General features: G+C 54.8%; 22 protein-coding genes. 9 read left to right on the top strand and 13 right to left on the bottom strand.

All coding sequences use genetic code 11. From position 1 onward, the window contains the following. Positions 1-123 precede the first annotated feature (123 nt). Entirely contained in the window at positions 124-1,476 is a 1,353-nt protein-coding gene (gorA, locus tag QNH99_RS01410) for a glutathione-disulfide reductase (protein WP_096012700.1), read from the top strand. A 69-nt stretch (positions 1,477-1,545) separates the two neighbouring features. Here the strand turns inward: gorA and QNH99_RS01405 are convergent, their stop codons facing one another. Continuing rightward, positions 1,546-2,676: an ROK family transcriptional regulator gene (locus QNH99_RS01405; RefSeq protein WP_241568202.1), complete on the bottom strand. Its 1,131-nt coding sequence runs from the start codon at positions 2,674-2,676 to the stop codon at positions 1,546-1,548. Between the two features lie 304 nt (positions 2,677-2,980). Here QNH99_RS01405 and QNH99_RS01400 point away from each other — a divergent pair, with 304 nt between their 5' ends. The 7 genes from QNH99_RS01400 to QNH99_RS01370 all read left to right on the top strand — a co-directional run bounded on the left by QNH99_RS01400 (position 2,981) and on the right by QNH99_RS01370 (position 10,064). Then, positions 2,981-3,754, top strand: coding sequence for an inositol monophosphatase family protein (locus QNH99_RS01400; protein WP_096012706.1), 774 nt, complete (start codon positions 2,981-2,983; stop codon positions 3,752-3,754). Between the two features lie 346 nt (positions 3,755-4,100). Beyond that, a complete protein-coding gene (locus QNH99_RS01395) occupies positions 4,101-5,156 on the top strand; it encodes an ABC transporter ATP-binding protein (protein ID WP_371872037.1) in 1,056 nt (351 codons plus the stop codon). Further along, complete coding sequence (locus QNH99_RS01390; RefSeq protein ID WP_063877606.1) at positions 5,153-6,019, top strand: ABC transporter permease; 867 nt, start codon at positions 5,153-5,155, stop codon at positions 6,017-6,019. The genes QNH99_RS01395 and QNH99_RS01390 overlap by 4 nt, the downstream gene beginning before the upstream one ends. After that, positions 6,019-6,855, top strand: a complete 837-nt coding sequence (locus tag QNH99_RS01385; protein ID WP_096012707.1) for an ABC transporter permease — start codon at positions 6,019-6,021, stop codon at positions 6,853-6,855. The genes QNH99_RS01390 and QNH99_RS01385 overlap by 1 nt, the downstream gene beginning before the upstream one ends. Positions 6,856-6,886: 31 nt before the next feature. Beyond that, positions 6,887-7,990, top strand: coding sequence for an extracellular solute-binding protein (locus QNH99_RS01380; protein ID WP_063877608.1), 1,104 nt, complete (start codon positions 6,887-6,889; stop codon positions 7,988-7,990). 37 nt (positions 7,991-8,027) lie between these two features. Next, the gene (locus QNH99_RS01375; protein WP_063877609.1) at positions 8,028-8,774 is read left to right on the top strand and encodes a glycerophosphodiester phosphodiesterase family protein; all 747 of its coding nucleotides are present in this window, start codon (positions 8,028-8,030) and stop codon (positions 8,772-8,774) included. A gap of 210 nt (positions 8,775-8,984) precedes the next feature. After that, a complete protein-coding gene (locus QNH99_RS01370; protein ID WP_410517218.1) occupies positions 8,985-10,064 on the top strand; it encodes a porin in 1,080 nt (359 codons plus the stop codon). Positions 10,065-10,181: 117 nt separating this feature from the next. Here QNH99_RS01370 and QNH99_RS01365 read toward each other — a convergent pair whose 3' ends face one another. The 4 genes from QNH99_RS01365 to QNH99_RS01350 form a co-directional block, all read right to left on the bottom strand. Next, the gene (locus tag QNH99_RS01365; RefSeq protein ID WP_063877611.1) at positions 10,182-11,120 is read right to left on the bottom strand and encodes an alpha/beta hydrolase; all 939 of its coding nucleotides are present in this window, start codon (positions 11,118-11,120) and stop codon (positions 10,182-10,184) included. A gap of 170 nt (positions 11,121-11,290) precedes the next feature. Continuing rightward, on the bottom strand, positions 11,291-11,629 hold the full coding sequence (locus QNH99_RS01360; protein WP_063877612.1) for a hypothetical protein: 339 nt from the start codon (positions 11,627-11,629) through the stop codon (positions 11,291-11,293). A gap of 30 nt (positions 11,630-11,659) precedes the next feature. Further along, positions 11,660-13,003: a cation:proton antiporter gene (locus QNH99_RS01355; protein WP_410517217.1), complete on the bottom strand. Its 1,344-nt coding sequence runs from the start codon at positions 13,001-13,003 to the stop codon at positions 11,660-11,662. A gap of 61 nt (positions 13,004-13,064) precedes the next feature. Then, positions 13,065-14,273: an MFS transporter gene (locus QNH99_RS01350; RefSeq protein ID WP_410517216.1), complete on the bottom strand. Its 1,209-nt coding sequence runs from the start codon at positions 14,271-14,273 to the stop codon at positions 13,065-13,067. A 93-nt stretch (positions 14,274-14,366) separates the two neighbouring features. Between QNH99_RS01350 and QNH99_RS01345 the strand changes: the two genes are divergently transcribed. Beyond that, positions 14,367-15,299, top strand: coding sequence for a LysR family transcriptional regulator (locus tag QNH99_RS01345; RefSeq protein ID WP_410517215.1), 933 nt, complete (start codon positions 14,367-14,369; stop codon positions 15,297-15,299). Positions 15,300-15,361: 62 nt separating this feature from the next. Here QNH99_RS01345 and QNH99_RS01340 read toward each other — a convergent pair whose 3' ends face one another. The 8 genes from QNH99_RS01340 to QNH99_RS01305 all read right to left on the bottom strand — a co-directional run bounded on the left by QNH99_RS01340 (position 15,362) and on the right by QNH99_RS01305 (position 24,939). Continuing rightward, a complete protein-coding gene (locus QNH99_RS01340) occupies positions 15,362-15,865 on the bottom strand; it encodes a TIGR00645 family protein (protein ID WP_014604798.1) in 504 nt (167 codons plus the stop codon). Positions 15,866-15,919: 54 nt separating this feature from the next. Further along, on the bottom strand, positions 15,920-18,595 hold the full coding sequence (gene kdpD, locus QNH99_RS01335; protein ID WP_063877616.1) for a two-component system sensor histidine kinase KdpD: 2,676 nt from the start codon (positions 18,593-18,595) through the stop codon (positions 15,920-15,922). A 13-nt stretch (positions 18,596-18,608) separates the two neighbouring features. Further along, complete coding sequence (kdpC, locus tag QNH99_RS01330) at positions 18,609-19,178, bottom strand: potassium-transporting ATPase subunit KdpC (protein ID WP_063877617.1); 570 nt, start codon at positions 19,176-19,178, stop codon at positions 18,609-18,611. A gap of 10 nt (positions 19,179-19,188) precedes the next feature. Then, positions 19,189-21,234 carry a potassium-transporting ATPase subunit KdpB gene (kdpB, locus tag QNH99_RS01325; protein WP_283355504.1) on the bottom strand — a complete coding sequence of 682 codons (2,046 nt, stop codon included), beginning with the start codon at positions 21,232-21,234 and terminating at the stop codon, positions 19,189-19,191. Then, entirely contained in the window at positions 21,231-22,919 is a 1,689-nt protein-coding gene (kdpA, locus tag QNH99_RS01320) for a potassium-transporting ATPase subunit KdpA (RefSeq protein ID WP_063877619.1), read from the bottom strand. The genes kdpB and kdpA overlap by 4 nt, the downstream gene beginning before the upstream one ends. Beyond that, positions 22,919-23,008: a K(+)-transporting ATPase subunit F gene (gene kdpF, locus QNH99_RS01315; RefSeq protein WP_015699348.1), complete on the bottom strand. Its 90-nt coding sequence runs from the start codon at positions 23,006-23,008 to the stop codon at positions 22,919-22,921. Before kdpF ends, kdpA begins: the two co-directional genes overlap by 1 nt. A gap of 109 nt (positions 23,009-23,117) precedes the next feature. Further along, on the bottom strand, positions 23,118-24,284 hold the full coding sequence (locus QNH99_RS01310) for an HD-GYP domain-containing protein (protein ID WP_410517214.1): 1,167 nt from the start codon (positions 24,282-24,284) through the stop codon (positions 23,118-23,120). A 151-nt stretch (positions 24,285-24,435) separates the two neighbouring features. Continuing rightward, entirely contained in the window at positions 24,436-24,939 is a 504-nt protein-coding gene (locus tag QNH99_RS01305) for a GNAT family N-acetyltransferase (RefSeq protein WP_283379220.1), read from the bottom strand. Positions 24,940-25,000 lie beyond the last annotated feature (61 nt).

The following is a 25,000-nucleotide window of genomic DNA, read 5'->3' as shown; positions in this document are numbered from 1 at the left end:
CTATGCTTCTCTGTAAGTAGTGGAAAACAATGGCCTGTTACAATCATAGGCGCAATTTTTGCGACACCCTGCCCTGCGGCGTTACACTCTATGTCAATTTCCATGTAACCGGATGATACTTCAATGACCCGACATTATGACTATCTCGCCATCGGCGGCGGCAGCGGCGGTATTGCCTCGATTAACCGTGCAGCAAGCTATGGCCAGAAATGTGCCCTGATAGAAGCCAAAGCACTGGGCGGAACCTGCGTCAACGTGGGCTGTGTGCCGAAAAAAGTCATGTGGCATGCCGCGCAAATCGCCGAGGCGATTCATCTTTACGGCCCCGATTATGGTTTTGACACCACGGTAAACCGCTTCGACTGGGGCACGCTGGTCAAAAACCGTAGCGCCTATATCGACCGTATTCACCAATCATACGACAATGTGCTGGGGAAAAATAAGGTCGATGTCATCCACGGCTTTGCCCGTTTTATCGATGCGCATACCGTTGAAGTCAATGGCGAAACCATTACGGCCGACCATATTTTGATCGCCACCGGCGGACGTCCAGGCCATCCCTCTGTCCCCGGTGCGGAATACGGAATTGATTCAGACGGTTTCTTTGAACTGGACGCGCTGCCAAAACGCACCGCGGTGATTGGCGCCGGTTATATCGCCGTCGAACTGGCGGGCGTGGTGAACGCACTCGGCTCCGAAACCCATTTATTCGTTCGTAAACATGCCCCGCTGCGCAGCTTTGATCCGCTCATCACCGAGACGCTGGTTGAAGTCATGAACGCGGAAGGCCCGACGCTGCACACTCAGGCGACGCCAAAAGCGGTGGTAAAAAATGCCGACGGCAGTCTGACGTTACAGCTGGAAGATGGCAGCGACTACACCGTCGATTGCCTGGTTTGGGCCATTGGTCGTGTACCGGAAACCGACAGCCTGAATATCCAGGCGGCAGGCGTTACGCTGGATGAGAAAGGTTATATCAAGGTCGATAAATTCCAGAACACCAATGTGTCAGGCGTTTATGCCGTAGGCGATAACACCGGTGCCGTTGAGCTGACCCCGGTGGCCGTGGCAGCAGGTCGTCGCCTGTCTGAGCGTTTGTTTAATAACAAACCGGATGAGCATCTGGATTACAGCAACATTCCTACCGTGGTATTCAGCCATCCGCCGATCGGCACCGTGGGCCTGACGGAACCGCAGGCGCGCGAACAGTACGGTGATGATCAGGTTAAAGTCTACAAGTCGTCCTTTACCGCGATGTACACCGCAGTCACCCAACATCGCCAGCCGTGCCGCATGAAATTAGTCTGCGTCGGCCCGGAGGAGAAGATTGTCGGTATTCACGGTATCGGTGGCGGAATGGACGAGATGCTGCAGGGCTTTGCGGTGGCGTTGAAAATGGGCGCAACCAAAAAAGACTTCGATAATACCGTGGCGATTCACCCGACCGCAGCGGAAGAGTTTGTGACGATGCGTTAACAGGGCAATCCTGATTCGTTCGCGACTTACCCTGACTCACTGACCCAAAACGGGCAGTGAGTCAGGGCCTTAATTAAAATAGGTTTCCCGCAACGGCGTTAACGCCGCGCCCAGCGCCGAACTGTCCCCTTCGATCTCGCTCAGCAGGATATCCGGATATTCCGCAGAAATGTCCCAGCGTTTACCCGAACTCACCCGTGGCATGGCTAAAAACATTTCTCCCAGCTTACGGGGGATCTCTCCGCCTAATATAATGGCACCGGGATCGATCACCGCGTTTAGCGCATCCATCGCCCGATGCAGATTCGGAGTCACCTCTTCCACCCACTGCTGAGCGATCGGCCATGCCGGATCGAATTGATGATTGAGATCGCGAATATCTTTAATTTCAATGCCGCCGCTGCGTAGTCGATCGATCAAGATCCCCAATGCAGGACGCAGCTTGCCCTCTTCCGGCGTAAAAATACGGCTGATCTCCCCCGCATTACCAAAAGCCCCCTGAAACGGTTTACCGTTGATCACGATGCCGCCGCCAAAACCGTAATTAAAGGAGAGGTAGCCAAACGTATCGTATTTCAGCCCGGCACCTAAAAAAGCCTCAGCGTGCGCCGCCGTGGTGGCGTTATTTTCAATCCATACCGGGCGGTCAAATAACCCCGTAATTTCACGACGCAGATCGATGCCCATCCAGCTTTTTAACGGTTCAGGCGGATTAAAATATTTACGCGAGTCATAAAGAAAGCCCGCCATGCTGTATCCCACACCGCACACTTTTTCTGGCGAAATACCCTGTTGCTTTAAGGTATCCAGATAGTGGTGTTTGATATCCAGTAAGGTACGGGCAGGATCGCGGGGATGCGTATCCAGCACGCTGTATTCAGTAATACCGCCACGAAAATTAATCAGGCTGGCGGCAACGCTGTCCGAATTAATTGAAATACCATAGCCGTAACGTGCGTCCGCATTAAGCGATAATGACGGACTGGGCTTGCCTCTTCCCTGGGACGGCGATTCCCCCAGGCTGAGAAAGCCATTTTCGGTCAGCGTATCAACAATGCGGTGCACAGAAGACTGATTCAGAATCGTTTGTGAAACCAGAGAGGAGCGAGAAATCCCATCGTTACGGCGGACAAGTTCAAGAATAAGTTTTTCACTGCGATTAAGTTCTACTTCATGATGACCTGAATTTCCATGAACCACAGCATTGTCCTCACCGTATTTAATAATGGGTTCTGTTAACACCCTAGCATGCTTTTATGCATCACGAATAGTAAAGGGAATGGCCTTTACGTTTTAATAAAATGTGCTGAATAGCGGCTGATTCTGACTGACATGCCTCGATCATAAAATCGTCATAATAGTGAAACTTAACAGAGAGACACTCTAATATCATGCAGTAAGCATTATATTAAAGGCGATGCCTTATGTGGCGTATTTATACTCATGCTACATAAACGGATGGGTCGCACATCCCCTTCTTCTTTCTCTTTGCATCAGGTAAACAATGGATACGCGCTTAAAAGTTGCTGAACGCATCGCACAAGAAGCTGCACTACTGGCCCTGGATTATTTCAGGCAGCTGAGTGAATTAGCGATCTGCGAAAAAAGGCCACAGGATGTCTTCAGTGAGGCAGACCGGGAAGTGGAAAACCGTATACGCCAGCGTCTGGAACAGCATTTCCCCCAGGATCGTGTTATCGGTGAAGAACAGGGAGGCGAACTCAGCGCCAGCTACTGGTCAGTCGACCCCATTGACGGTACGAGCAATTTTTTACGCGGCTCGTCATTGTGGGGCATTTCTATAGGTTATGTGCATAACGGCGAGCCGCTAATCGGCGTCATCATCCATCCAGCATTAAATATCATGGTGAGCGGCGGTAAAGAGGCGGGCGTTTATCTGAATGGCGAGCCTTTTGAACGGCCCGTGATCGCTGAGGCGCTTAAAACCGTTGCCATTGGCGACAGTCCTTCATGGGATTTTACTCACCAGCTCTGCATTGAGAAAGCCTACCGGGATGATGGCTGGAATGTGGTGCGCTATCGTTGCGCCACGATCGGTTTAACCTTTAGCGTGCTCGGTTATGTGGACGGTTATCAGGAATGTTTTAGCAGCATGTGGGACGTTTCTGCGGGTTATGCGCTCTGTAAAGCGGCAGGCCTGGAAGCGCACCTTGCCGGTACACAGGAAAAAAGCATGACGCATGTCAGTGTCGGAACCGCAGAAATGAACCGCCTTTCTGCCCAGTTTATCCCCCATCCCCGCTTTACCCCCGCCTGAAAAACAGACTGCCCACGGCTTATCTCATCACTGCACGTTCAGGACAGCGTTTCGGCGCTGTCCTGCCCTCTTTTTTAATTTTGCCACTCAGCCATACCACACTGCCTCTGCGCTCAATATTATCCACTACGCATTAAAATAGTTAGCACGTTAAATGTAAGAACTCAAAGCATTAACCTATCTCAATGTTAAATATGGGTTTTAAAAACTTAACGAATTCTTAACCTGCCTGAAATTGCTTAAATTAACATCCGACAATTATTATGCACATCGCATTAATTGCAAGGCACACATGCAGACTAAGACGGGGCAGCCATACGTGAACACACTCGAGATCCATAATGCCATGCTGACGTTCGACGATTTTGTCGCACTGAACGGCATTTCACTTCAGGCCAAAAAAGGGCAGTTTGTCTCCCTGCTTGGCCCATCTGGATGTGGCAAAACCACGCTGCTTAAAGTTATTGCCGGCTTTCACAGTCTTGATAGTGGCGACGTGCTGATCCATCAACAGGACATGCATCATGTTAAGCCTGAACATCGCGACACGGCGATGTGCTTTCAGTCCTATGCGCTTTTTCCTCACCTTTCCGTTGCTGAAAATATCGGTTTTGGCCTGAAGCAGATGAAGATGGCAAAAACGGACATCCAGCAGCGCGTGGCGCAAACCGCCTCTCAAGTATCGCTCAATGCGCATTTGCCTAAGCTGCCTGCCCAGCTATCCGGCGGTCAGCAGCAGCGCGTTGCGCTGGCCAGAGCGCTGGCGGTACGGCCGGAAATCGTTCTGTTTGATGAGCCACTGTCGAACCTGGATGCCAAATTACGCGACAGCGTTCGGTTGGAGATCCGACAGCTACAGCGTTCACATGGCTTTACCGCTATCTATGTCACGCACGATCGTGCCGAAGCCCTGTCGATGTCTGACGTCGTGGTGGTCATGAATGCGGGAAAGATTGAGCAAACCGGCACCCCTGACGATATCTATTATTCGCCGGTGAACCGCTTTGTCGCGGGGTTTGTCGGTCAGGCTAACTTCATGAAAGCCCGCGTACTGGACGGGGACAGCAGCACGGGTATTTATCGTATTGCGTGTGTCATGGGCGAAATGGAAATACACAGTCACCAGCCGCCCGTCTCAGACTCTGTCTATACCTTCTGGCGTCCTGAGGATGCCCTGCTGAGCGAACACAGCACGGGGAAAAACACCCGCGCTTTCGAGATCGGTGCAGTGAGTTTTCTTGGCAATATTTCTGAACTCCAGGTCCATCCGATTGGGCATGAAGAAACGGAATATCAGTGGTGTATCCAGTTGGTCGGCAAAAACCACATACAGGAAGGTGACCGGGTTAACTTCTCCATTGCGCCTGACAGAATCCGTTTTTTACAGGAAAGCTGTTCATGAAAACGCGCAACCGGAACAGGCTGTGTTGGCTGTTGGTTCTGCCTGCCGTCGCGCCGGTGGTGCTCACGCTGGTGCTGATTGTCATCATGGCGTTGGCGCAGTCCGTTGGCCTGTTTAATTTTGGCGCTCCGGCCCACTTCACGCTTCAGTACTGGCAAACCATCCTGAACGACAGTCAGCTGTGGCGCGCGACAGGCTATTCACTCAAGATTGGCGTCATCAGTGCCGTTCTGTCCGTCGCGCTGGCGCTCCCGTTGGCGTTGTGGCTGAGAAAGCCCTTTCCCGGCTCAATGCTGATGGGCGGCTTGCTGAAAGCCCCGCTGATGGTGCACGGACTGGTCGCCGCGCTGCTGTTCATCAATCTGATCTCCTGGCAGGGCTTTATTAACCTGGGGTTGCTTAAACTGGGGATCATCTCTCACCCCATCAGGATGCAGAATGACCGCTGGGGAATTGGCGTGATTATTTTGCAGGTCTGGAAACAGCTTCCCTATGCCTTGCTGATTATTACCGGCAGCCTGCGCGCCATTGGTGATGAACTCTTTGATGCCGCGCGAGATTTGGGTGCCGGCAACGCTGCCCGGCTGTTACAGATCATTCTGCCTTTATCCATTAAATCCGTTCAGGTGTCGCTGGTGCTGATTTTCATCGGCGCATTGGGTGACTTTTCATTTCAGGTGGTTGCAGGGCCGACCAGCGTCTTTTCCCTGTCGCAATACATGCTGCGTTTCCCCGAAATCAGCGCCCAGGGCTGGAATCTTGCGGCGGTTGTCGCGGTTATTTTAATGCTGGCGGCTTTTGTCGGTGCGGTCGTGCTTGCCGGTCTGGCGAAATGGCTACAACAAGCCGGAGAAAACAAATAATGCAAGCCAGAGAGACCTTGTCCCCGCTGCGGGTCATCATGATGATCCTGATCACCGCCCTGTTTATGCTGTGGCTGGTTATTCCCTTTATGTTGACCGTACTGTGGTCACTCGTCGACAAAACCCATCCCTGGGCATGGCCAGATGCCCTGCCGCCCGTTCTCTCGCTGGGCCGTTGGGTCGAGGTATGGACCACGACCGCGCTACCTCAGGCACTCAGGAACAGCTATCTACTGGCGGCAACCGTGTCCATCTGCACCCTGGTGCTGGCCCTGCCTGCGGCGTGGGCGTTCGGCAGAATGTCATTCTCCGGCAAGCACCTGTTACAGAATGCGATTTTACTGCCGCTGATCGTACCAGGGTTTGTCGTCGCGCTGTTTTTTTCCATGCTGTTGAACGTCGCGGGCATCCACACCCGATTTGGCGGCATTTTGCTGGGACATACCATTATATTAATGCCCTACGCCGTGCGAATTCTGACCATCTCTTTCTCTCAAATACGCCAGGACACGCTCGATGCGGCACGCGATATGGGCGCCTCTGTTATTAATCGTTTTATTGTGGCTTGTTTACCCACCATCCGGCCCGGAATATTTGCCGCATTAATTATCGTCTTTACGTTATCAATAGAAGAATTCGCGATAAGTTTTATTGTCGGCTCACCCGATTTTATTACCGTGCCGACCATTCTGTATTCCTATCTGGGTTACAACTTTATCCGACCCAATGCTGCGGTTATTTCTTTAATGCTGGTTGTGCCAAATGTCATTTTAATGTTGATAGCAGAAAAATTACTGACTAAAAACCCTGTTGCCTCCTTTGCAGGAAAAGGCTGACAGCCATTATCACTCGTTATTGGGGACTATTATGTTCAGACTATTTGCCGCAATGTTATTGCTGGCCGGGGCTTTCTGTAGCCAGGCTCAGGATCTGACCACGATGAACTGGCAACAGATTGTCGAGCAGGCTAAGAAAGAAGGGACATTAACCTGGTATCACTGGTATTACCAGGATCGTTTAAAAGAACAGGTCAGCCTGTTTGAAAAACAGTATGGCATTAAGGTCACGCTCTCTGAAGGCCCATTGCAGGGCAATATTAATAAACTGATGGCTGACCGCGGACGTGAAGCGGGCGATATCGATCTGTTTTCCATTGGCGGTGGCGCCTTCGGTACAGTATCACCACAGCAGACGTTTTTTGGTCCGATTAATACATTACTTCCTGAAGGTAAAACCCTAAATTATTCGATTGAGGGAACCGACAGCAAAGGCTATGGCGTGGCGTTTTGGGGCAACCAGACGGGCCTGGCTTATGATTCCCGTCGCATGAAAGAAAGCGAGCTGCCCAGAACCCTGCCGCAGATAACGGCCTTCCTGCAAAGTCATCCACAGGAATTTGGTTTTAACGTCGAAAACGGTGGGTCGGGTCCGGCGTTTATTGAGTCAGTTACTCGCACGCTGGTGCCGGGTTTTGATTTTACCAAAGGCGATGCCGATGTAAAAAGCCTGACGGCGCTCCAGCCCGCCTGGAACTGGTTCAAACAGCAACGTCCCAATTACATCATTACCGCGTCTAACGCTGACAGCGTTACCCGACTGGTCAGCGGCGAGTTTCTGCTGGTGCCGGCCTGGGAAGATTATCTGGTGGGCTTAGAAAACCACGGTGAAGTCCCTAAAACCATCAAACTTTATATTCCTGACTTCGGCATGCCCGGCGGCGGAAATATGGTGGCCATTCCTAAAAACGCACAACACAAAGCCGCAGCCTTGCTGTTTATACACTGGCTGACGCTGCCCACCACCCAACGGCTGTTTCAGCAGGTTTATGGCATCACGCCGCAAAATAAAGAAGTGAATCGTGATGCCGGGCTAATCAACAGCAAAGAGCGCATTCATGGTACCCAGTTCATGCCTAAGCCGCTGGGTGATGAAGTCAGAACAGAATTTTCTAATCAGGTCTTACTCAAGTAGATCGGCGACACACCCATAACAGAAGGTAAAGCGAAGAATGTCGAAGAAAAAACATCCTGTGCGCGTGGTGAACTCGCACCTGATTGCCCACCGTGGCGCGCCCCTGTTAGCGCCAGAAAACACGCTGCCTTCGTTTCAGGCGGCCGTTGAACACGGGGCAACGTGGATAGAGGTGGATGTCAAACTGACCAAAGATATGCACCCGGTCATTATTCATGATGATGCTGTCGACCGAACCACCAATGGTAAAGGTTATGTGGCGAACTTAACGCTGGATGAGATCCGCTCGCTGGATGCTGGCGTGCGTTACGGTCACATCTTTAAAGGCGTCAAAGTGCCCACGCTGGCTGAAACAGTGGGCTTTGTGCTGGATAAAGGCATCGGGCTGCAGCTGGAAATTAAGCCGACCTCAGGACAGGAAATTGAAACGGCGGAGATTGCGATTACCCAGTTGAAGTCGCTGTGGCCCGCAGGCGAGAAGAAGTTATTTATTAGCAGCTTCTCTGAACTCTCGTTACAGGTTGCTGCAAAGATTATGCCGGACGTCCCACGTGGACTGGCGGTGTGCGTGCCGCCGAAAGATCCTGCAGCGCTGCTCGCCAGAACAGATTGCCAGATCCTGCATTTCCTGGGCGACTTCGCCACGGACGATGACCTGCAGCGCCTGTCCCATTCAGGGATTGAGTTCGCGATTGCCACCATTAATGACCCGGCACTGGCCCGCAAATATATCGACGCGGGCGCGCAAACGGTGTTAAGCGATATACCCGACTTAGCATTTTAATAAAAAGTATTTTAATAAAAAACCATAAGGCATTACCTGCCTGACGGGCTGGCACCAGGGAAAACCATTATAAAAAATGGCCATGTTATTTATGGCCAGATAATTAATTTTATTGTTTCGCTATTCGACAAAACGAATGTGACGTTGAAATAAATGCCGCCCTGCGCGGTCACATCCTCACGCTTCAATGACTAGATAAGGGTAGATGATATGCACAACAAAATAAAAACAGTCGCGCCGTATGCAATATGTTTTCTGGTTTCATTTTCTGCATGCTCCGCCGAAATTTATAATAAAGACGGTAATAAACTCGACCTCTACGGTAAAGTCGATGCACGCCATGTGTTTTCCGATAATATCGCGGAAGATGGTGACAACTCTTATGCACGTCTGGGCTTTAAAGGTCAGACGCAAATTAACGATAAGCTTACCGGCTATGGTCAATGGGAATATAATTTCCAGTTGAATCACAGTGAAGGCGCCACCGACGCCCAAACAGGTAATGCCACGCGGTTGGGGTTTGCCGGTCTGAAGCTGGATGACTTCGGTTCATTCGATTATGGTCGCAGCTTTGGCGCACTGTATATTGCCTCTGCCTACACAGACATGGCGCCAATCTACGGTTCTGGCACCATGACCACCAACGATAACTTCCTGTCAAAACGCTCGACCGGTCTTGCGACCTGGCACTCCCCGGACTGGGGCGGATTAAAGTTAACCCTGCAGTACCAAGGGAAAAATGATCGTTCAACCGCCAAACTGGCGAACGGGGATGGCTACGGTGCCGGTCTGACCTACAGCATCACCGATGGCCTGAGCATTGCCGCCGCGGGCATGAAAGCAAAACGTACCCTGACTCAGCAAACTGACGGCCAGGGAGACGAGGCGACCGCCTGGGTAACGGCGGCGAAATATGATGCCAACCAAATCTATCTGGCCGCCATGTACGGTGAAGCCAACGATGTGACACCTTATGGACAGCTGGCACAGGTCGCCGATAAAACCCATAACTTTGAGGCGATTGCGCAATACCAGTTCCTGAACGGCTTGCGTCCCTCTGTTGGGTTTGTGACACAGCGTGGCGAAAACCTGCAGGGCGCGGGGAATTTTGCCGGTGGTAGCCAGACTATGCAGAAATATATTGCGGTGGGCACCTACTACTATTTCAACAAGAACATGCTGACCTATGTGGATTACCGCATTAACTTGCTGAAAGAAAATGACTTTACGCGTGCAACCGGCATTACGACAAAAAACAGTATCGGTATGGGCCTGACTTATCAGTTTTAACAGGCGGCCCCTGCCTGCACACGTGCTTTAACCTGTATCGCTTCAATCCTGAGAATCGCTACTGTCGCGAGGCCGGCGAATGCCGGCTTTTTTTACGTCAGTCCGCAGAGAAAATGGCTAAAGGGCGGAGGTGGCAGCGTGCCTGACGGGTGACGTGCCCTGACCCAGGTTTTCCAGCCATTTCACGTAAGCCTGATCCCACAGGGCGGCAGGCGTACCGGCTTTACCCAGTCCAAAACCATGTCCACCGCTGGAAAGCTGGATCAGCTGTACTGGCACACGATTGCGACGGCAGGTGTCACGCATTAACTGGGTATTAAAGGGTTTTGAGGTGTGATCGTCGCCGGCCTGGGCCAGAAATGTGGGCGGATACAGATTCGTCACGTAGTTTTGTACGGACCAACTGGCTTCTTCCTGCGGGCTGGCGTCGTTGCCCACCATCATCAGGTGAGTATTGGTATGTTGATACGGCGCTTCCAGCGTAATCACCGGATAAATCAGCCCTACGCTGTCGGCTTTTGGCACTTCCTGATCCAGCCTGTCAACGGGCGTGTATGACTGAAACTCCGGGCGCGCCGCCGCCATGCCCAGTAAATGTCCACCGGCTGAAAAGCCTAAGACATGCACTTTACGTTCAAACGATCGTATCAGGCGCAGGGCACGCTGTGCATCCTGCAAGGGCGCAAGATTGCCCGCCTGCCATTTCTCGCGCGGCAAACGATAGCTCAGCACGTAGGCGGTATAACCATTGGCATTTAACCAGTGCGCGACGGGCCAGGCTTCGCGGCCCATGCCAATCCAGCGATAACCGCCACCGGCCGCGATTAATACCGCTTCGCCGTTGGGATTTTCTGGCCTGAAACGTTGAATCGCCGGGCTGACAATATTGGACCATGAACCCCATGCATCAACATGCAGGGTGCCAGACGGACCGCCGCCGCCGGGCGGTTCGTCCGGCCAGAGGGGAATAATATCATCGCGGGCAAACAGTTTGCTGGTAGCCAGTGAGAGCGCAAGCGCTCCTGTGCCGAAAATAAAGCGTCGACGCGTAATCATGATGCCTGTTAAATCAATGCCATAAAGGTTAGCCGACCTTTTCGGCCCGCTGCGTTGTTATTATGTATCGCACATTTGGTTAAGACGCTGGCGATTATGTACGCAATCGGTAGTGAAAATCCATTAAAAAACGCGCCATTTTAGCGCGTTTATTGACGATTTAACGGCGGTTAATCTTCTTGCTGAAACTGCGTCATTACCGTTTGCTCACACTGCTGTGAATTGGTACGCAGTTTGGCGCGTTCTTCATCGCCCAGTTGTAGCCATGCACTCGCCACTTCGTTTGCCAGCTCTTCATCAAATTCAGGCTTACTGACGGCAGAGGAGGACTGCGATCCTGCCACGCTGGCTTTCATTTTTTCGACATACTGGTCAGCTGTCGAAACGCTTTTTTCACTGCTGACAATATGGCACAGCTGGCTGGCATACACGCTTTCTTCACTGTTCTCTGCCGCCAGTGCACTGCCAGAAGCCAGCATGCTCAGCAACAGTATCTGAGATATCTTCATCATCTACTCCTGTTATCAGTTAACTCACTCTCATGACTGGCGCTGTTTCGCCTCCAGTCGCGCCTGGCGCCAGTTGAGCAGCGGCGTCACAGAAATACCGTGGACCACGATGCTGCACACCACCAGCGTCAGCGCCATATCAACCATTATCTTTGCCTCTGCCCCGACCATGCCATGGACCCAGGCAAACGCAATATAGTTAAGACTACCAATACCACGGATACCCAGCCAGCCAATCAGCAACCGCTGAGGAACCGGCATGCCGGTGCGCAGGGTCACCAGCCAGACGGCAAGCGGTCGCACCACCGCAAACAGCAACAGCCCAAGCAGGACGCCCTGCATGTTCCAGTGATGCGCCATGGTCACGCCAAGTACCACCATCATCATGGCAGCCAACAGGCGTTCGATAGTATCGCCAAAAGAGAGCGCATCGCCTACCACTAAACCGACCGATTTCACCATGCCACTGCTACGTTGCTGTAACCGTTTGTTGGGATTTACCAGCGCCTCGGCAGGCAGCAGCCGATCGTCATCGGGCATATCGTCTGGTTGGTAGCGTTTAAAGACGCCCAGCTCCGCGCGGCGCAGGCCCAGACCGGCCGCAAAGGTGGCCAGAAAGCCCGAGGCACCGACCCATTCGGCCAGCGCATAGCTGAGCGCGATCAGCGCCAGCGCGAGGAAGTCATTGGGTGCCACATCGCCGTGGGCATTGCGCAGCCGGGTGGCCAGCAGACCGATCAGGCGACCCAGTCCAAATCCCAACAGGATACCGCCGCCAATGGCCCACACGACATCGACAGCAGCCCAGTGCGCCACCATGCCCGTGCCCAGGCTTTCGCCGTTAAACAGCAGCAGCGCCAGAATCAGTAAGGGCAGTGCGGAACCATCGTTCATGCCCGCCTCACTGGAAATGGCTACGCGCAGGGCATCATCATCCTGAGCATCGCTCACGGAGATCAGGCTCGCCAGCACGGGATCGGTGGGCGCAACAATCGCGCCAAACGCCAGGGCAATGGGCCACGACAGCCCCACCAGCCAGTGAGACAGCAGCGTCATGGCCGCGACCGTCATCAACATCGCCGGGAACGCCAGTAAGCCGCCAGCGCGCCAGCTCCGGGCCTTAAGCGGCAGGCGCAGCTTTAGGCCGGTAATGAACAACGACGCGGCCATGGTGATTTCAGTAATGTGCGTGACCAGTTCAGCATGGCGAAGGATATCGATTTCGATAACATCAAATACCCACGGCCCGCAGGCTATCCCGGCTAACAAGAAAAGACCAAAAGAGGTCACCGGGCCACGGTGTATCCACCCTGATGCCAGCGACATTAATAACAGAAGACAGCCCGTCGCAGCTGTCCAGGCAATAAAGTTCATAACGCACCGTTTTAATTGAGTTTATGACTAAGCCTGGCACATTTGCTGACGGGCGGAAGGATCAGTCCTTGAGGTGGCGACTGGCGAGACGCACGATCAGGCTGACAGCCGCGGCCAGCGTCGACAAGACCACAACGCCATTCCAGCCCCAGTGAGCAAGCGCCAGACTGCCCAGCGCCGCACCGCTCGCCATGCCGATAAATACGATGGTAAACAGCAGGGCATTCAGTCGGCTGCGCGCGTCGGGTACCAGGCCATAAATCAGGGTTTGATGCGCGACCAGCGTGGCTTGCACGCCTAAATCGAAGCCAATGGTGCAGATAATGATTAATACCAGCTGACCGGGGAGCGGCAGCAGCGGCAACAAAAACATCAGAGCGAAAGAGAACGTGACCAGAGCGGCACCAAACTGGGTGACACGCGCCGGGCCGATACGATCGGCGACGTTACCTGCCAGCGGCGCGGCCAGTGCACCTGCTGCCCCCGCCAGGCCAAAGGCACCGGCGATAGCACTGTCAAAGTGAAAACGTTCGCTGAGCATGATCGCCAGTGTGGACCAGAAGGCGCTGAAGCTCACAGAGAGCAGCCCCTGAGCCAGCGCGGCTCGTCGCAGGGTTTGATGTTCACGCCACAGCTGCACCAGCGATAAAAGCAGACGGGGATAGCTCACTGACGTGCCGGGCGTAAAGCGTGGCAGCACGCGCCACAAGGTCAGGCTGATCAGCAATACGGCCATGGCCGCTATCATGTACATCGTGCGCCAGCCAAAATACTCCGCCACCACGCCGCTCACGACCCGGGATAATAAAATCCCCACCAGTAACCCCGTCATTACCGTGCCAACGATTTTACCCCGACGTTGTGCCGGAGCCAGCGCGGCCGAGGCCGGAACAATGTCCTGCGCCACGGTCGCCGTCAGCCCGGTCACAAAGCTGGCGATAAGCAGCGCGCTGATGCCGCCGGAGAACCCACACAACAGCAGCGCCATCACCAGCAGCAATCCCTTAACTAAAATGATGGTGCGCCGATCGTGGCGATCGCCAAGCGGGGCCAGCAACAGAATGCCTAAGGCATAACCGGCCTGCGTTAACATCGGCACCATGCCAACAGTACCGACGCTGATCTGGAACTGCTTACTGATGATATCCAGCATCGGCTGGCTGTAGTAAATCGAGGCGACGCTCAGGCCCGCGCCGGCAGCCAGCGTAAAGACCAGGGGCGTGGGCAGACGTTCGGTGGCAGGTGGGGTGATATTGTTTACCGCTGACATGGTGGCATCCTCAAAAAATAGTGTGACAAGTAAAGCCTGTTTTCGACATACGCGGTAGACTCATAAAAGACAAAACGGTTATACGTGGGACGCATGAGCAATTTCAATAACAGCGATCGTATCGAATTGATGCACACTTTTATTCGCATTGTCGAGAGCGGCAGTTTGACCGCAGCCGCGTTACAACTGGGCATTACGCAACCGACAATCAGCCGCCGCTTGCAGTCCCTTGAGCAGGGGCTTGGGCTGAAGCTGATTCTGCGCACCACGCATGCGCTGAAGCTCACCGATGATGGGGAACGTTGCTATGCTCAGGCCCGGCAGCTCATGGCGACCTGGCACGCGCTGGAGGATGAACTGACCGGCGCGGGCAGTGATCCGGTCGGGATATTGCGGGTGCGGGCGCCTCATGCATTCGGTCAGGATCAACTGGTCGCACCGCTGGTGACTTTTATGCGCCGCTATCCCCGTTTACGCATTGAATGGATGCTGAACGACAGGACGCCAGACTTCGTCGCCGAGAACGTGGACTGTGCGATTCAGGTTGGCGCACCGACCGATCCTTCTGTGGTGGCTGTGCTGCTGGCTGAAGTGCCACGCATTGTCGTTGCCGCGCCCGCGCTACTCTTGCAGCATCCGCCGGTCAGGCAGGTGGAACAACTGGGGGATTTGCCCTGGCTGGCGTTGACCAGCTTCTACCGTAACGAGATAGCGTTACAGAATCAGGACAGGGATGAACCGGTGAATCTGCCCATCGTTCCCGTGCTCAGTAGCGACAGCCTGTATGCCGTGCGCAAGGCCGCCCTGGCGGGCCTGGGTGCGGCTATTATGTCGACATGGGTCATACAGGAGGATTTGGCGCAGGGCAATCTGGTTCAGTTGATGCCGGAATGGCAGGCTCCCCCGTTGCCGGTGTGGCTGACCTATCCCTGGGCGAGCTACTATCCTGCCAAGCTGACCGCGTTTTTTGCCATGATCAAAGCGGTATTTCCGCACCTGACGGGCGCGCGCCCCGCGTCAGGCTGAACCGGGCTTCCCCCAACGGGGAAGCCGTATAACCGGACAGCGTTCGGCGATGTTGCGGTCGGTCAGACGTTTTTCTTTTCCGCTCGCGACATGTTGTCCAGCCAGCCCATCACGAAGGCCGACAGGACAAAGGTCAGATGGATGATGACGTACCACATCAGCTTGTCGTTTTCGACATTGCGCGCATCCATAAATACCCGCAGCAGGTGGATGGAGGAAATCGCCACAATCGAGGCCGCGACTTTATTTTTCAGCGAGCCGGAATCCATTTTACCCAGCCAGCTCAGCTTCTCTTTGCCCTCGTCAATGTCGAGTTTGGACACAAAGTTTTCATAGCCTGACAGCATGACCATCACCAGCAGCCCGCCCACCAGCGTCATATCCACCAGCGACAGCAGCAGCAAAATCAGATCGTTTTCTGCGATGCTAAAAATGTTGGGCAACAGGTGAAAAATTTCCTGGAAAAATTTGACGGTGAGCGCCAGCAATCCCAGCGAAAGTCCAATGTAAACCGGAGCCAACAACCAGCGCGATGCATACATCAGGTTTTCGGTAAAACGTTCCATAATTTCCCAATCATAATCAGTAAGGTCGCGCATTATAACCGATCATCTGTGAAGTTATTTCAAGCCTTCAGGAGAAATTTCAGGAACCGGTGGCAGCGGTAAAGAGAGGCGGAAGCAGGCACCGCCTTCCGGGCGATTTTCCGCCCAGATCTGGCCGCCATGGCTCTCGATAATCGTTTTACAGATCGCCAGCCCCAGGCCGACACCCGGCACCGCCGATTCTTTATCCCCGCGCGAAAATTTGTCGAAAATTCGCGTCAGGTCATTGTCGGCTATGCCTGGGCCACCATCCCAGATGGCGATTTCCAGCCGCGTATTTTCACACCAGGCCCGAATGCCACGAGGCGCGCAGTTGCCTGCGTACTTCAGGCTGTTTTCAATCAGGTTGGTAAATACCCGCTCCAGGAGCGTGCTGTCGCCTTTAATCAGAACGATATCCGTAGGCAGATCGAGCTCAACCTCCCGTCCCTTAAGCGACGGAGCCATGCTGCTGAGCGCGCCGCCAATCACCTCTTCCAGCGCCAGCCACTCTTCGCGTAAATTCAGACCACCCGACTGGATACGCGCCATATCCAGCATGTTACTGACCAGGCGAATGGTACTCAGGGTTTGTTCACGAATCTGGCTGGCCTGCGGTACATACTTTGAGTCATCACTGGCCAGGTCCAGCATCAGCATTTCGGCCTGACCAAACAGCACCGTCAGCGGCGTGCGTAAATCATGGGACAGGGCTGACAACAAGGCATTGCGCAGTTGTTCCCGTTCCGCAGACAGTCGCGAAGCCGCCTCACTTTGCGACAGCGCCATCCGCTCCAGGGCGTTGGCAATCAGTACGGTGAAGGTTTCCAGTAGCCGCTGCTGTTCCGGCACCATCAGCTGACGCACATTTTGCGGTTCAACGACCAGCAATCCGCGACACAGATCGCCCACTTTCAACGGAAGAATTTGGTAGGGCACCGCCGGTAAGGTATCCGTGCCTGCACCAGCAGGCTGGCCCTTACTGAAGCTCCATTTCGCAATTGCCCGATCCGGTTCATTGCCCGGCAGCGCATTGCCCAGGGTTTGCAGTTCACCCTGTTCATCGGGCAACAGCAGCAGGCAGCGCGCCTGTAACGTCGCCTCCAGCACCCGCTGGCTGGTTGCGGCGATATCTTCGGGCGTCAGGCCGCTTCCCAGTGACTTAGCCATTTCGTACAGATGCCGCGTGCGCTGCTCACGGTAACGCGCAACCCGCGCCTGATAGCGGACACCGGCCGTCAGATTACCCACAATCACCCCCACCGCCAGCATGACGCCAAAGGTCACTAAATATTGCAGATCCGACACCGCGACCGTGCCGGTTGGCGCGACGAAAAACAGGTCAAAGGCAATGATGTTCATCACCGTGGCAATGACCGACGGCCAGCGCCCATAGCGCAACGCGACGATCACCACCGCCAGCAGGTAGATCATCACACAGTTGGCCGGATCGAAGCTGATCAGCACCGACTGCCCTGCGGCGGTGACCAGAATACACAGCACCAGCGCCATCAGAACGCCGCGCAGCTGCAGCCGCCATTTATCGCTGTTAACCCGATCCTCGGCTAACGGATGGGGTGCATCCTGAATCGGCTCATTCAGCGCCACCACCAGCAGATCCAGATCGGGCCCCAGTTGCCCCAGACGTTCGGCAAAGCTGTCACGACGCCAGCGCCGCACCGGGCGTCGCCCCGTCACGATCTTACCGAGGTTGTGTTCACGTGCGTAACGCAGGACCGCCTGCGCCTCATCCGGGTCGGAGAGCGTCGCGGTTTCGGCCCCCATATCCTGCGCCAGCTTCAGCGTGCGTAAAATAGCCCGACGCCGCGCTTCCGGCAGCCGGTTGAGGCGAGGCGTTTCCACGTAAACCGCATGCCACTCGCTGCCCAGTCTGGCGGCCAGCCGCGCCGCCGTCCGCACCAGTTTTTCACTGCCGGTGTCATCACCAATACACAGCAGAATGGCATCACGCGTATGCCAGACACGATCCCGTCCCTGGCTGTCGCGCCAGGCGCGCATCTGGTCATCTACCCGATCGGCCGTGCGGCGCAGCGCCAGCTCACGCAGGGCAAACAGATTGCCTTTACGAAAGAAATTTTCGATGGCCCGTTCGGCGCGATCGCCAATGTACACCTTGCCCTCTTTCAGGCGTTGGCGGAGGTCGTCGGGGGGAAGGTCGACCAGCACCACTTCGTCGGCACCGTCGAAAAAGGGATCGGGTACGGTTTCGCGTACCTGAATGCCGGTGACGCCACCGACAACATCATTCAGGCTTTCCAGATGCTGAACGTTCACTGTAGTCAGGACATCAATGCCGGCCTCCAGCAGTTCTTCAATATCCTGCCAGCGTTTGGGATGACGTGATCCTTTCACGTTGGTGTGCGCCAGCTCATCCATCAGAATGACCGCCGGATGGCGTGCCAGCGCGGCATCAAGGTCGAACTCTGCGTGCCGCGAACGGCCAGTAGCGCGGCGCGGCAACAGCACCAGTCCATTAAGAAGCTGGGCCGTTTCCGGGCGGTCGTGCGTTTCCACCACGCCCACCAGCACATCCAGTCCCTGGGCACGCAGCCGCTGCGCTTCCTGCAACATGGCATAGGTTTTCCCTACGCCCGCGCAGGCACCAAAATAGATTTTCAGTTTGCCGCGATGGCTGTCACTGCTGGCCTGCAGCAGGGCATCCGGATCGGGGCGCAGCGGTTCGTGGTTCATAGCTTCCTTAAACTTATTTGAGGTCATTCAGCGCCAGGTTAAGCTGCAGCACGTTCACAGTAGGTTCACCGATGAAGGGCAACAGCGGACGCTGCGTCATGCTGTCTACCAGTGCGTCAACTTTCGCCAGCGGTAACTGACGTGCTGCCGCAATGCGCGGGGCCTGCCACAGCGCGGCTTCAGGCGAAATCTCCGGGTCCAGACCACTGGCGGATGTGGTAACCAGTTCCACGGGTACCGCGCCGTTGGCCTGCGGATTCGCCGCCCGTAACGCCGCTACGCGTTCTGCCACGGCTTTATCCAGCGCCGGATTGCTGGCGGCCAGATTACTGCCGCTGGATGCCAGCGGATTGTAAGGTTTATCACCGGTTGCAGAAGGCCGCCCCCAGAAATTACCGGGTTGGCTAAAATTCTGACCAATCAGCGCAGAACCCCGTTCTTCGCCATCCACTTTTAACAACGACCCGTTGGCCTGCCAGGGAAACAGCCACTGCGACAGGCCAGTGGTGAGCAAAGGATAAACCACGCCGCACACAATCGTTAGCAACAAAAGCAGGAAAACCGCCGGACGTAACTGACTCATTTTATTCTCCTCAGGCCATACCAGACAGCACGAGCAACATATCAATCGCCTTGATGCCCACAAACGGCACCAGCAGCCCACCTAATCCATAAATCAGTAAATTACGGCGCAACAGCGACGCGGCACTCAAGGGGCGATAGCTGACACCTTTAAGCGCTAAAGGGATCAGGAACACAATCACCAGGGCGTTAAAGATAACGGCCGACAGGATGGCTGATGCGGGTGAGTGCAGATGCATCACATTGAGCATATTTAACTGTGGATAGGTCGCCGCAAACGCCGCCGGGATGATGGCGAAATATTTGGCGACGTCATTAGCGATACTGAAGGTGGTCAGAGAACCGCGCGTCATCAGCATCTGTTTACCAATGTGTACCACTTCCAGCAGTTTGGTGGGGTTCGAGTCCAGATCGACCATGTTCCCCGCTTCTTTAGCCGCCTGAGTACCGGAGTTCATGGCAACCGCCACATCCGCCTGTGCCAGTGCCGGCGCATCATTGGTGCCGTCGCCGGTCATCGCGACCAGGCGCCCTTCCGCCTGATACTGACGAATCAGCGCCAGCTTGGCTTCCGGCGTCGCTTCTGACAAAAAGTCATCCACACCCGCCTCTGCCGCAATGGCGGCCGCCGTTAGTGGGTTATCACCGGTGATCATCACGGTTTTAATGCCCATCTTGCGCAGTTCTGCGAAACGCTCTTTGATACCGCCTTTCACAATGTCTTTCAGCGCAACCACGCCCAGCACTTTTGCGCCCTCGGCTACCACCAGCGGTGTGCCACCGGCCCGCGCCACCTCTTCAACCCGGGCGTTTACTTCTGCCGGAAAAGCACCGTGGCTGGCTTCAATATGACGGCGCACCGCATCGACCGCACCTTTACGGATCAGACGGTCCTGTACGTTGACGCCGCTCATGCGGGTTTGGGCAGAGAAGGGAATAAAGCTGGCGCCCATGCTGCTCAGATCGCGTTCACGCAGGTTAAACTTTTGCTTTGCCAGTACCACAATACTGCGCCCTTCCGGGGTTTCATCCGCCAGTGACGCCAGTTGCGCAGCATCTGCCAGCTGCTCTTCCGTTACGCCGGGTGCCGGTAAAAACTGCGTTGCCTGACGATTACCCAGGGTGATGGTGCCGGTTTTATCCAGCATCAGCACATCTACGTCCCCTGCGGCTTCGACTGCCCGGCCACTGGTGGCAATCACGTTAGCGCCCAGCATACGGCTCATCCCGGCCACACCGATGGCGGACAGCAGGCCGCCAATGGTGGTTGGGATCAGGCACACCAGCAACGCCACCAGCACCGTGATGGTAACCGGCGTGCCGCCCCAGGCTGAAAAAGGCCACAGCGTCACAGTGGCTAACAGAAACACGATGGTGAGCGACACCAGCAGAATAGTCAGGGCAATCTCGTTCGGGGTTTTACGGCGCTGCGCGCCTTCGACCATGGCGATCATCCGGTCCAGGAAGGTTTCCCCTGGGTTGGCGCTACAGGTGATGACCAGCCAGTCGGACAGAATGCGTGTCCCGCCAGTCACCGAGGCAAAATCCCCCCCCGACTCACGGATCACCGGTGCCGATTCGCCGGTGATCGCGCTTTCATCCACCGATGCGCCCCCTTCAACGACCTCGCCATCACAGGGGATGACATCACCGGCTTCCACCAGCACCGCATCACCTTTGCGCAGTTGGTCAGCCGCAACCTGCTGCCATTTTGCGCCGTAGTGCGCTGCCGACAGTTTTTTGGCGAAGCTGGTCTTTTTAACCCCTTTCAGACTGTTTGCCTGGGCTTTACTGCGCCCTTCCGCCAGCGCTTCTGCCATGTTGGCAAACAGCACGGTGAACCATAACCACAGGGCAATGGCACCGGTAAAACTGGCGCTGCCGCTCTGGTGTCCGGTAAACATCATTAAGGCCAGAATCGTAGTCAGGATGCTGCCCAGGTAAACCACAAACATGACCGGATTGCGAAACTGCACGCGGGGATCGAGTTTTTTTACGGCATCGATCGCTGAGGCACGTAACAGCGCTGCGTCAAACACCTGTTGTTGACGACTCATGATGATTGTCCCTGAATAAGTTGCAGATGCTCGGCCACCGGACCCAGCGCCAGAGCAGGAATAAAGGTCAGTGCGCCGACCAGCAAGACGGTACCGATTAACAGGGCGATAAACAGAGGCCCGTGCGTAGGCAGCGTACCGTTACCGACCGGTTGCACTTTTTTCACCGCCATGGCACCGGCAATCGCCATGACCGGAATGATGATGCCGAAGCGTCCCAGCAGCATGCACACCGCCAGCAGCAGGTTCCAGAACGGCGTATTGGCGCTCAGGCCCGCAAAGGCGCTACCGTTGTTATTGGCAGCCGACGAGACGGCGTACAGCACTTCACTAAAGCCATGCGTTCCCGGGTTTGCCATGCCGGCGCGTCCCGCATCGGTCATCATCGCGATCGCCGTGCCAATCAGCACCAGCGCGGGGGTGACCAGAATCGCCAGGGCGGTCATTTTCATTTCCCACACGTCGATTTTCTTGCCGAGAAACTCTGGCGTGCGGCCAATCATCAACCCGGCAATAAACACCGCCAGCAAGACAAACAGCAGCATGCCGTACAGACCGGCACCGACTCCGCCAAACACCACTTCGCCCAGTTGCATCAGCAACATGGGCACCATGCCGCCCAGTGCGGTAAACGAGTCGTGCATGGCGTTCACTGCGCCACAGGAAGCCGCCGTCGTAATCACCGCATACAGGCTGGAGTTAAGGATGCCGAAGCGCGTCTCTTTGCCTTCCATATTGATAGCGCTGTCAGCGCCGAGCGTCAGGAAGTGCGGATTACCATGCAGTTCGGCCCACATCACCAGCGCCGCGGCCACCACGAACATCAGCGTCATTGACCACAGCAACATATTTCCCTGACGACGGTCTTTGACGCTTTCGCCAAAGGCAAAGCAGAGAGCCGCCGGGATCAGGAAGATACTTAGCATCTGGACAAAATTGGTGAGTGCGGTGGGATTCTCAAACGGATGGGCGGAGTTGACGTTGAAGAAACCGCCGCCGTTGGTCCCCAGCATTTTGATTGCTTCCTGAGAGGCAACCGGCCCCATTGCCAGCGTTTGCTGCGCCCCTTCCAGACTGGTGAGGTTGTGATAAGGCAGGAAGTTCTGGATGCTGCCCTGGCTGACAAAAAACAGCGCCATCAGCAGGCTAATCGGCAGCAGAACGTAGAGCGTCACGCGCGTCAAATCACGCCAGGCGTTGCCCAGCGTGGCGATAGATCGATTCGCAAAACCGCGAATCAATGCAAACGCGATGGCAATACCGGTGGCAGCGGACACGAAATTCTGCACCGTCAGTCCGACCATCTGACTGAAATAGCTTAAGGTGCTTTCGCCCGCATAAGACTGCCAGTTGGTGTTGGTGACAAAACTGATGGACGTATTCAGCGCCAGATCCCAGCTCAGTCCGGGCAGATGCTGCGGATTAAGGGGCAACTGTCCCTGAAACATCAGCATGGCCAACAGCACAGCCATGCCCAGCAGATTGAACACCAGGATCGCCAGCAAGTATTGCTGCCAGCGCATATCGCCTTGTTGGGTTCCTGAGATGCGCCACAGAAAGGCTTCTGCACGCGTAAACAGGGGCTTGTCCGCGACTAACGCGGCCAGCCCGCGCCCCAGCGGCTGCGCCATCACCATCAGTAACAGCAGATAAACCGCTATCAGTAAAAACGCATTGGCCGCCATCAGAAGGCCTCCGCATTTAACAGGGCATAAATCAGATAGCCCAGTAACAACACCACCAGCACAATGCCGGTTATTACGCCTGCGCTCACAGCAACCTCCAGAGGTTTGGATTTGCTGAGTAGCTTGCGCCTGGGCACATAAAGAAAGGGTTAAAAAGCGGGTCGGGGATATAAAAAATGTATAAAAATAGCCGTACTATCAGGCGGCTTCCAGCTGCCAGATGCGGCTCAGATCCACGCCGTCCCAGCCACCGTTATCTTCGGCACAGACAATACTGTCAGTACAGAAACTGTCGCCCAGATCCAGTACCTCAGGTTTAATTTCCCGCTGCGCATGCAGTGACCAGAAAACATGCACCTTGGGTCGCTGTAATGACTTATCTCCGCCCTTCACCACCAACGCGATGCGGCCTGATGCCAGGCGGACCAGCGAACCGACAGGATACAGACCGATGGTACTGACAAAAGCGTGCAGTAAGGTGGTGTCAAAATGCCCCTGCCAGCTCAACATCATCTGCAGCGTTTTGGCGGGCGTCCAGCCTTTACGGTAGGGCCGCGTTGAGGTCAGCGCATCATAAACGTCGCAGATGGTCGTCATGCGGGAATACACGCTAATCTCATGGCCCTTCAGGCCATAGGGATAGCCAGTGCCGTCATATTTTTCATGATGATGCAGCGCTATATCGACCAGATCGTCGCCCGCATGGGCATCCATCAGCATCTGCGCACCGGCAATCGGATGTTCACACATCACCTGAAACTCATCGTCGCTGAGCTTATCGGGTTTATTGAGAATAGAGAGCGGCACCGCCGCCTTACCCAAATCATGCAGTAATCCGCCCATGCCGACCCGTTGCAGTTGCTGAGCATCCAGCCCCAGCTTTTTACCAAAGGCGATCATGAGCCCACATACCGCCATAGAGTGCAGATAGGTGTAATTGTCATGATCTTTAAGCTGCGCCACACGTAACAGCGCCGAAGGCTCACGTTCGATGGAACCGGCAATCTGATCGACAATCGCAATCATATCGCTGAGATTCAGGCCATAGCCCAGGCGTGCCTCGTTGAACATGGCCAGCACCTTTGGCTTGCCCTGTTCAAAGATATGCTGTGCCTGCTCCATTTCCTGAGAGAACGGCGCGCGGATGCCTGAATCGACTTTTTTCGGCGCAGATGGCGTCAATGAAATCGATTTCTCCATATCGATCCATAAACGCGTTATGCCTTCATGACGAAACATCAAAACCTGACGTTGATCGGTGATCAACATCTGGTTGCGAATGCGTTTGTCTTTAAACCACCAGACTTCGAGTTTGTGGACGAACATACCCGGTTTCAGTTCGTCGATTGTTATGAGTTTAATCACAATCTCCCTCCAGAGTATCAGCGGGTGATATCGTGATATCGGCAGGCACTCGGTTTTATGCAGGTCATTTTGTGCGAACTGTGGTGCAGCACAAATTTTAGACGCCAGAGGGAGAGTTTTCCCGTTCACCGGTAAAAGAAAACGGGCGTGGTTACGCTTTCTCAGTGAGCAATATTGCCATCATCACCACATCGTGAAGTTTACCTTCACGCAGCGATGCCTGACGACGGACGCCCTCACGCTCAAAGCCCAGTCGTTCATAGAGCGCTAACGCCCGATGATTATCGTGGAACACTTCCAGCTCCATGCGGGTGATGCCCAGCCAGTTACGGGCATAATCCATGGCGTTACGAATTAAATGCGCGCCGACGCCGCGACCGGAAAAGGCAGGATTGACGCCAATACCGAAACTGATGCAGTGCCGGGTACGCGGATTATGATTAGTGAACAGCGTGAGTTCGCCCACCATTTCACCGTCAACTTCGGCGATAAAATTGATAAAGCCTTCCGCATCCATCTTTGCAAACTTCTTCTCCCAGGTGGCTACGCTGGGAAAAGGCAACTGTAGCGTCCAGGGATAAACGTCCGGATGACCGTAAAGACGTTGATAAGCCGCCGCATCGTGCGGCTCACGGCCGCGCAGAGTGATATCCATATTTAATCCTTTTTAATCGGGCATACACATGCACTAAGCTGTAACTCTTATCGAACGGAAA

Source organism: Pantoea allii (assembly GCF_046529425.1).
Lineage (GTDB): Bacteria > Pseudomonadota > Gammaproteobacteria > Enterobacterales > Enterobacteriaceae > Pantoea > Pantoea allii.
Note: the sequence above shows the minus strand (reverse complement) of the source record. Positions and strands in the feature narration are given on the sequence as shown.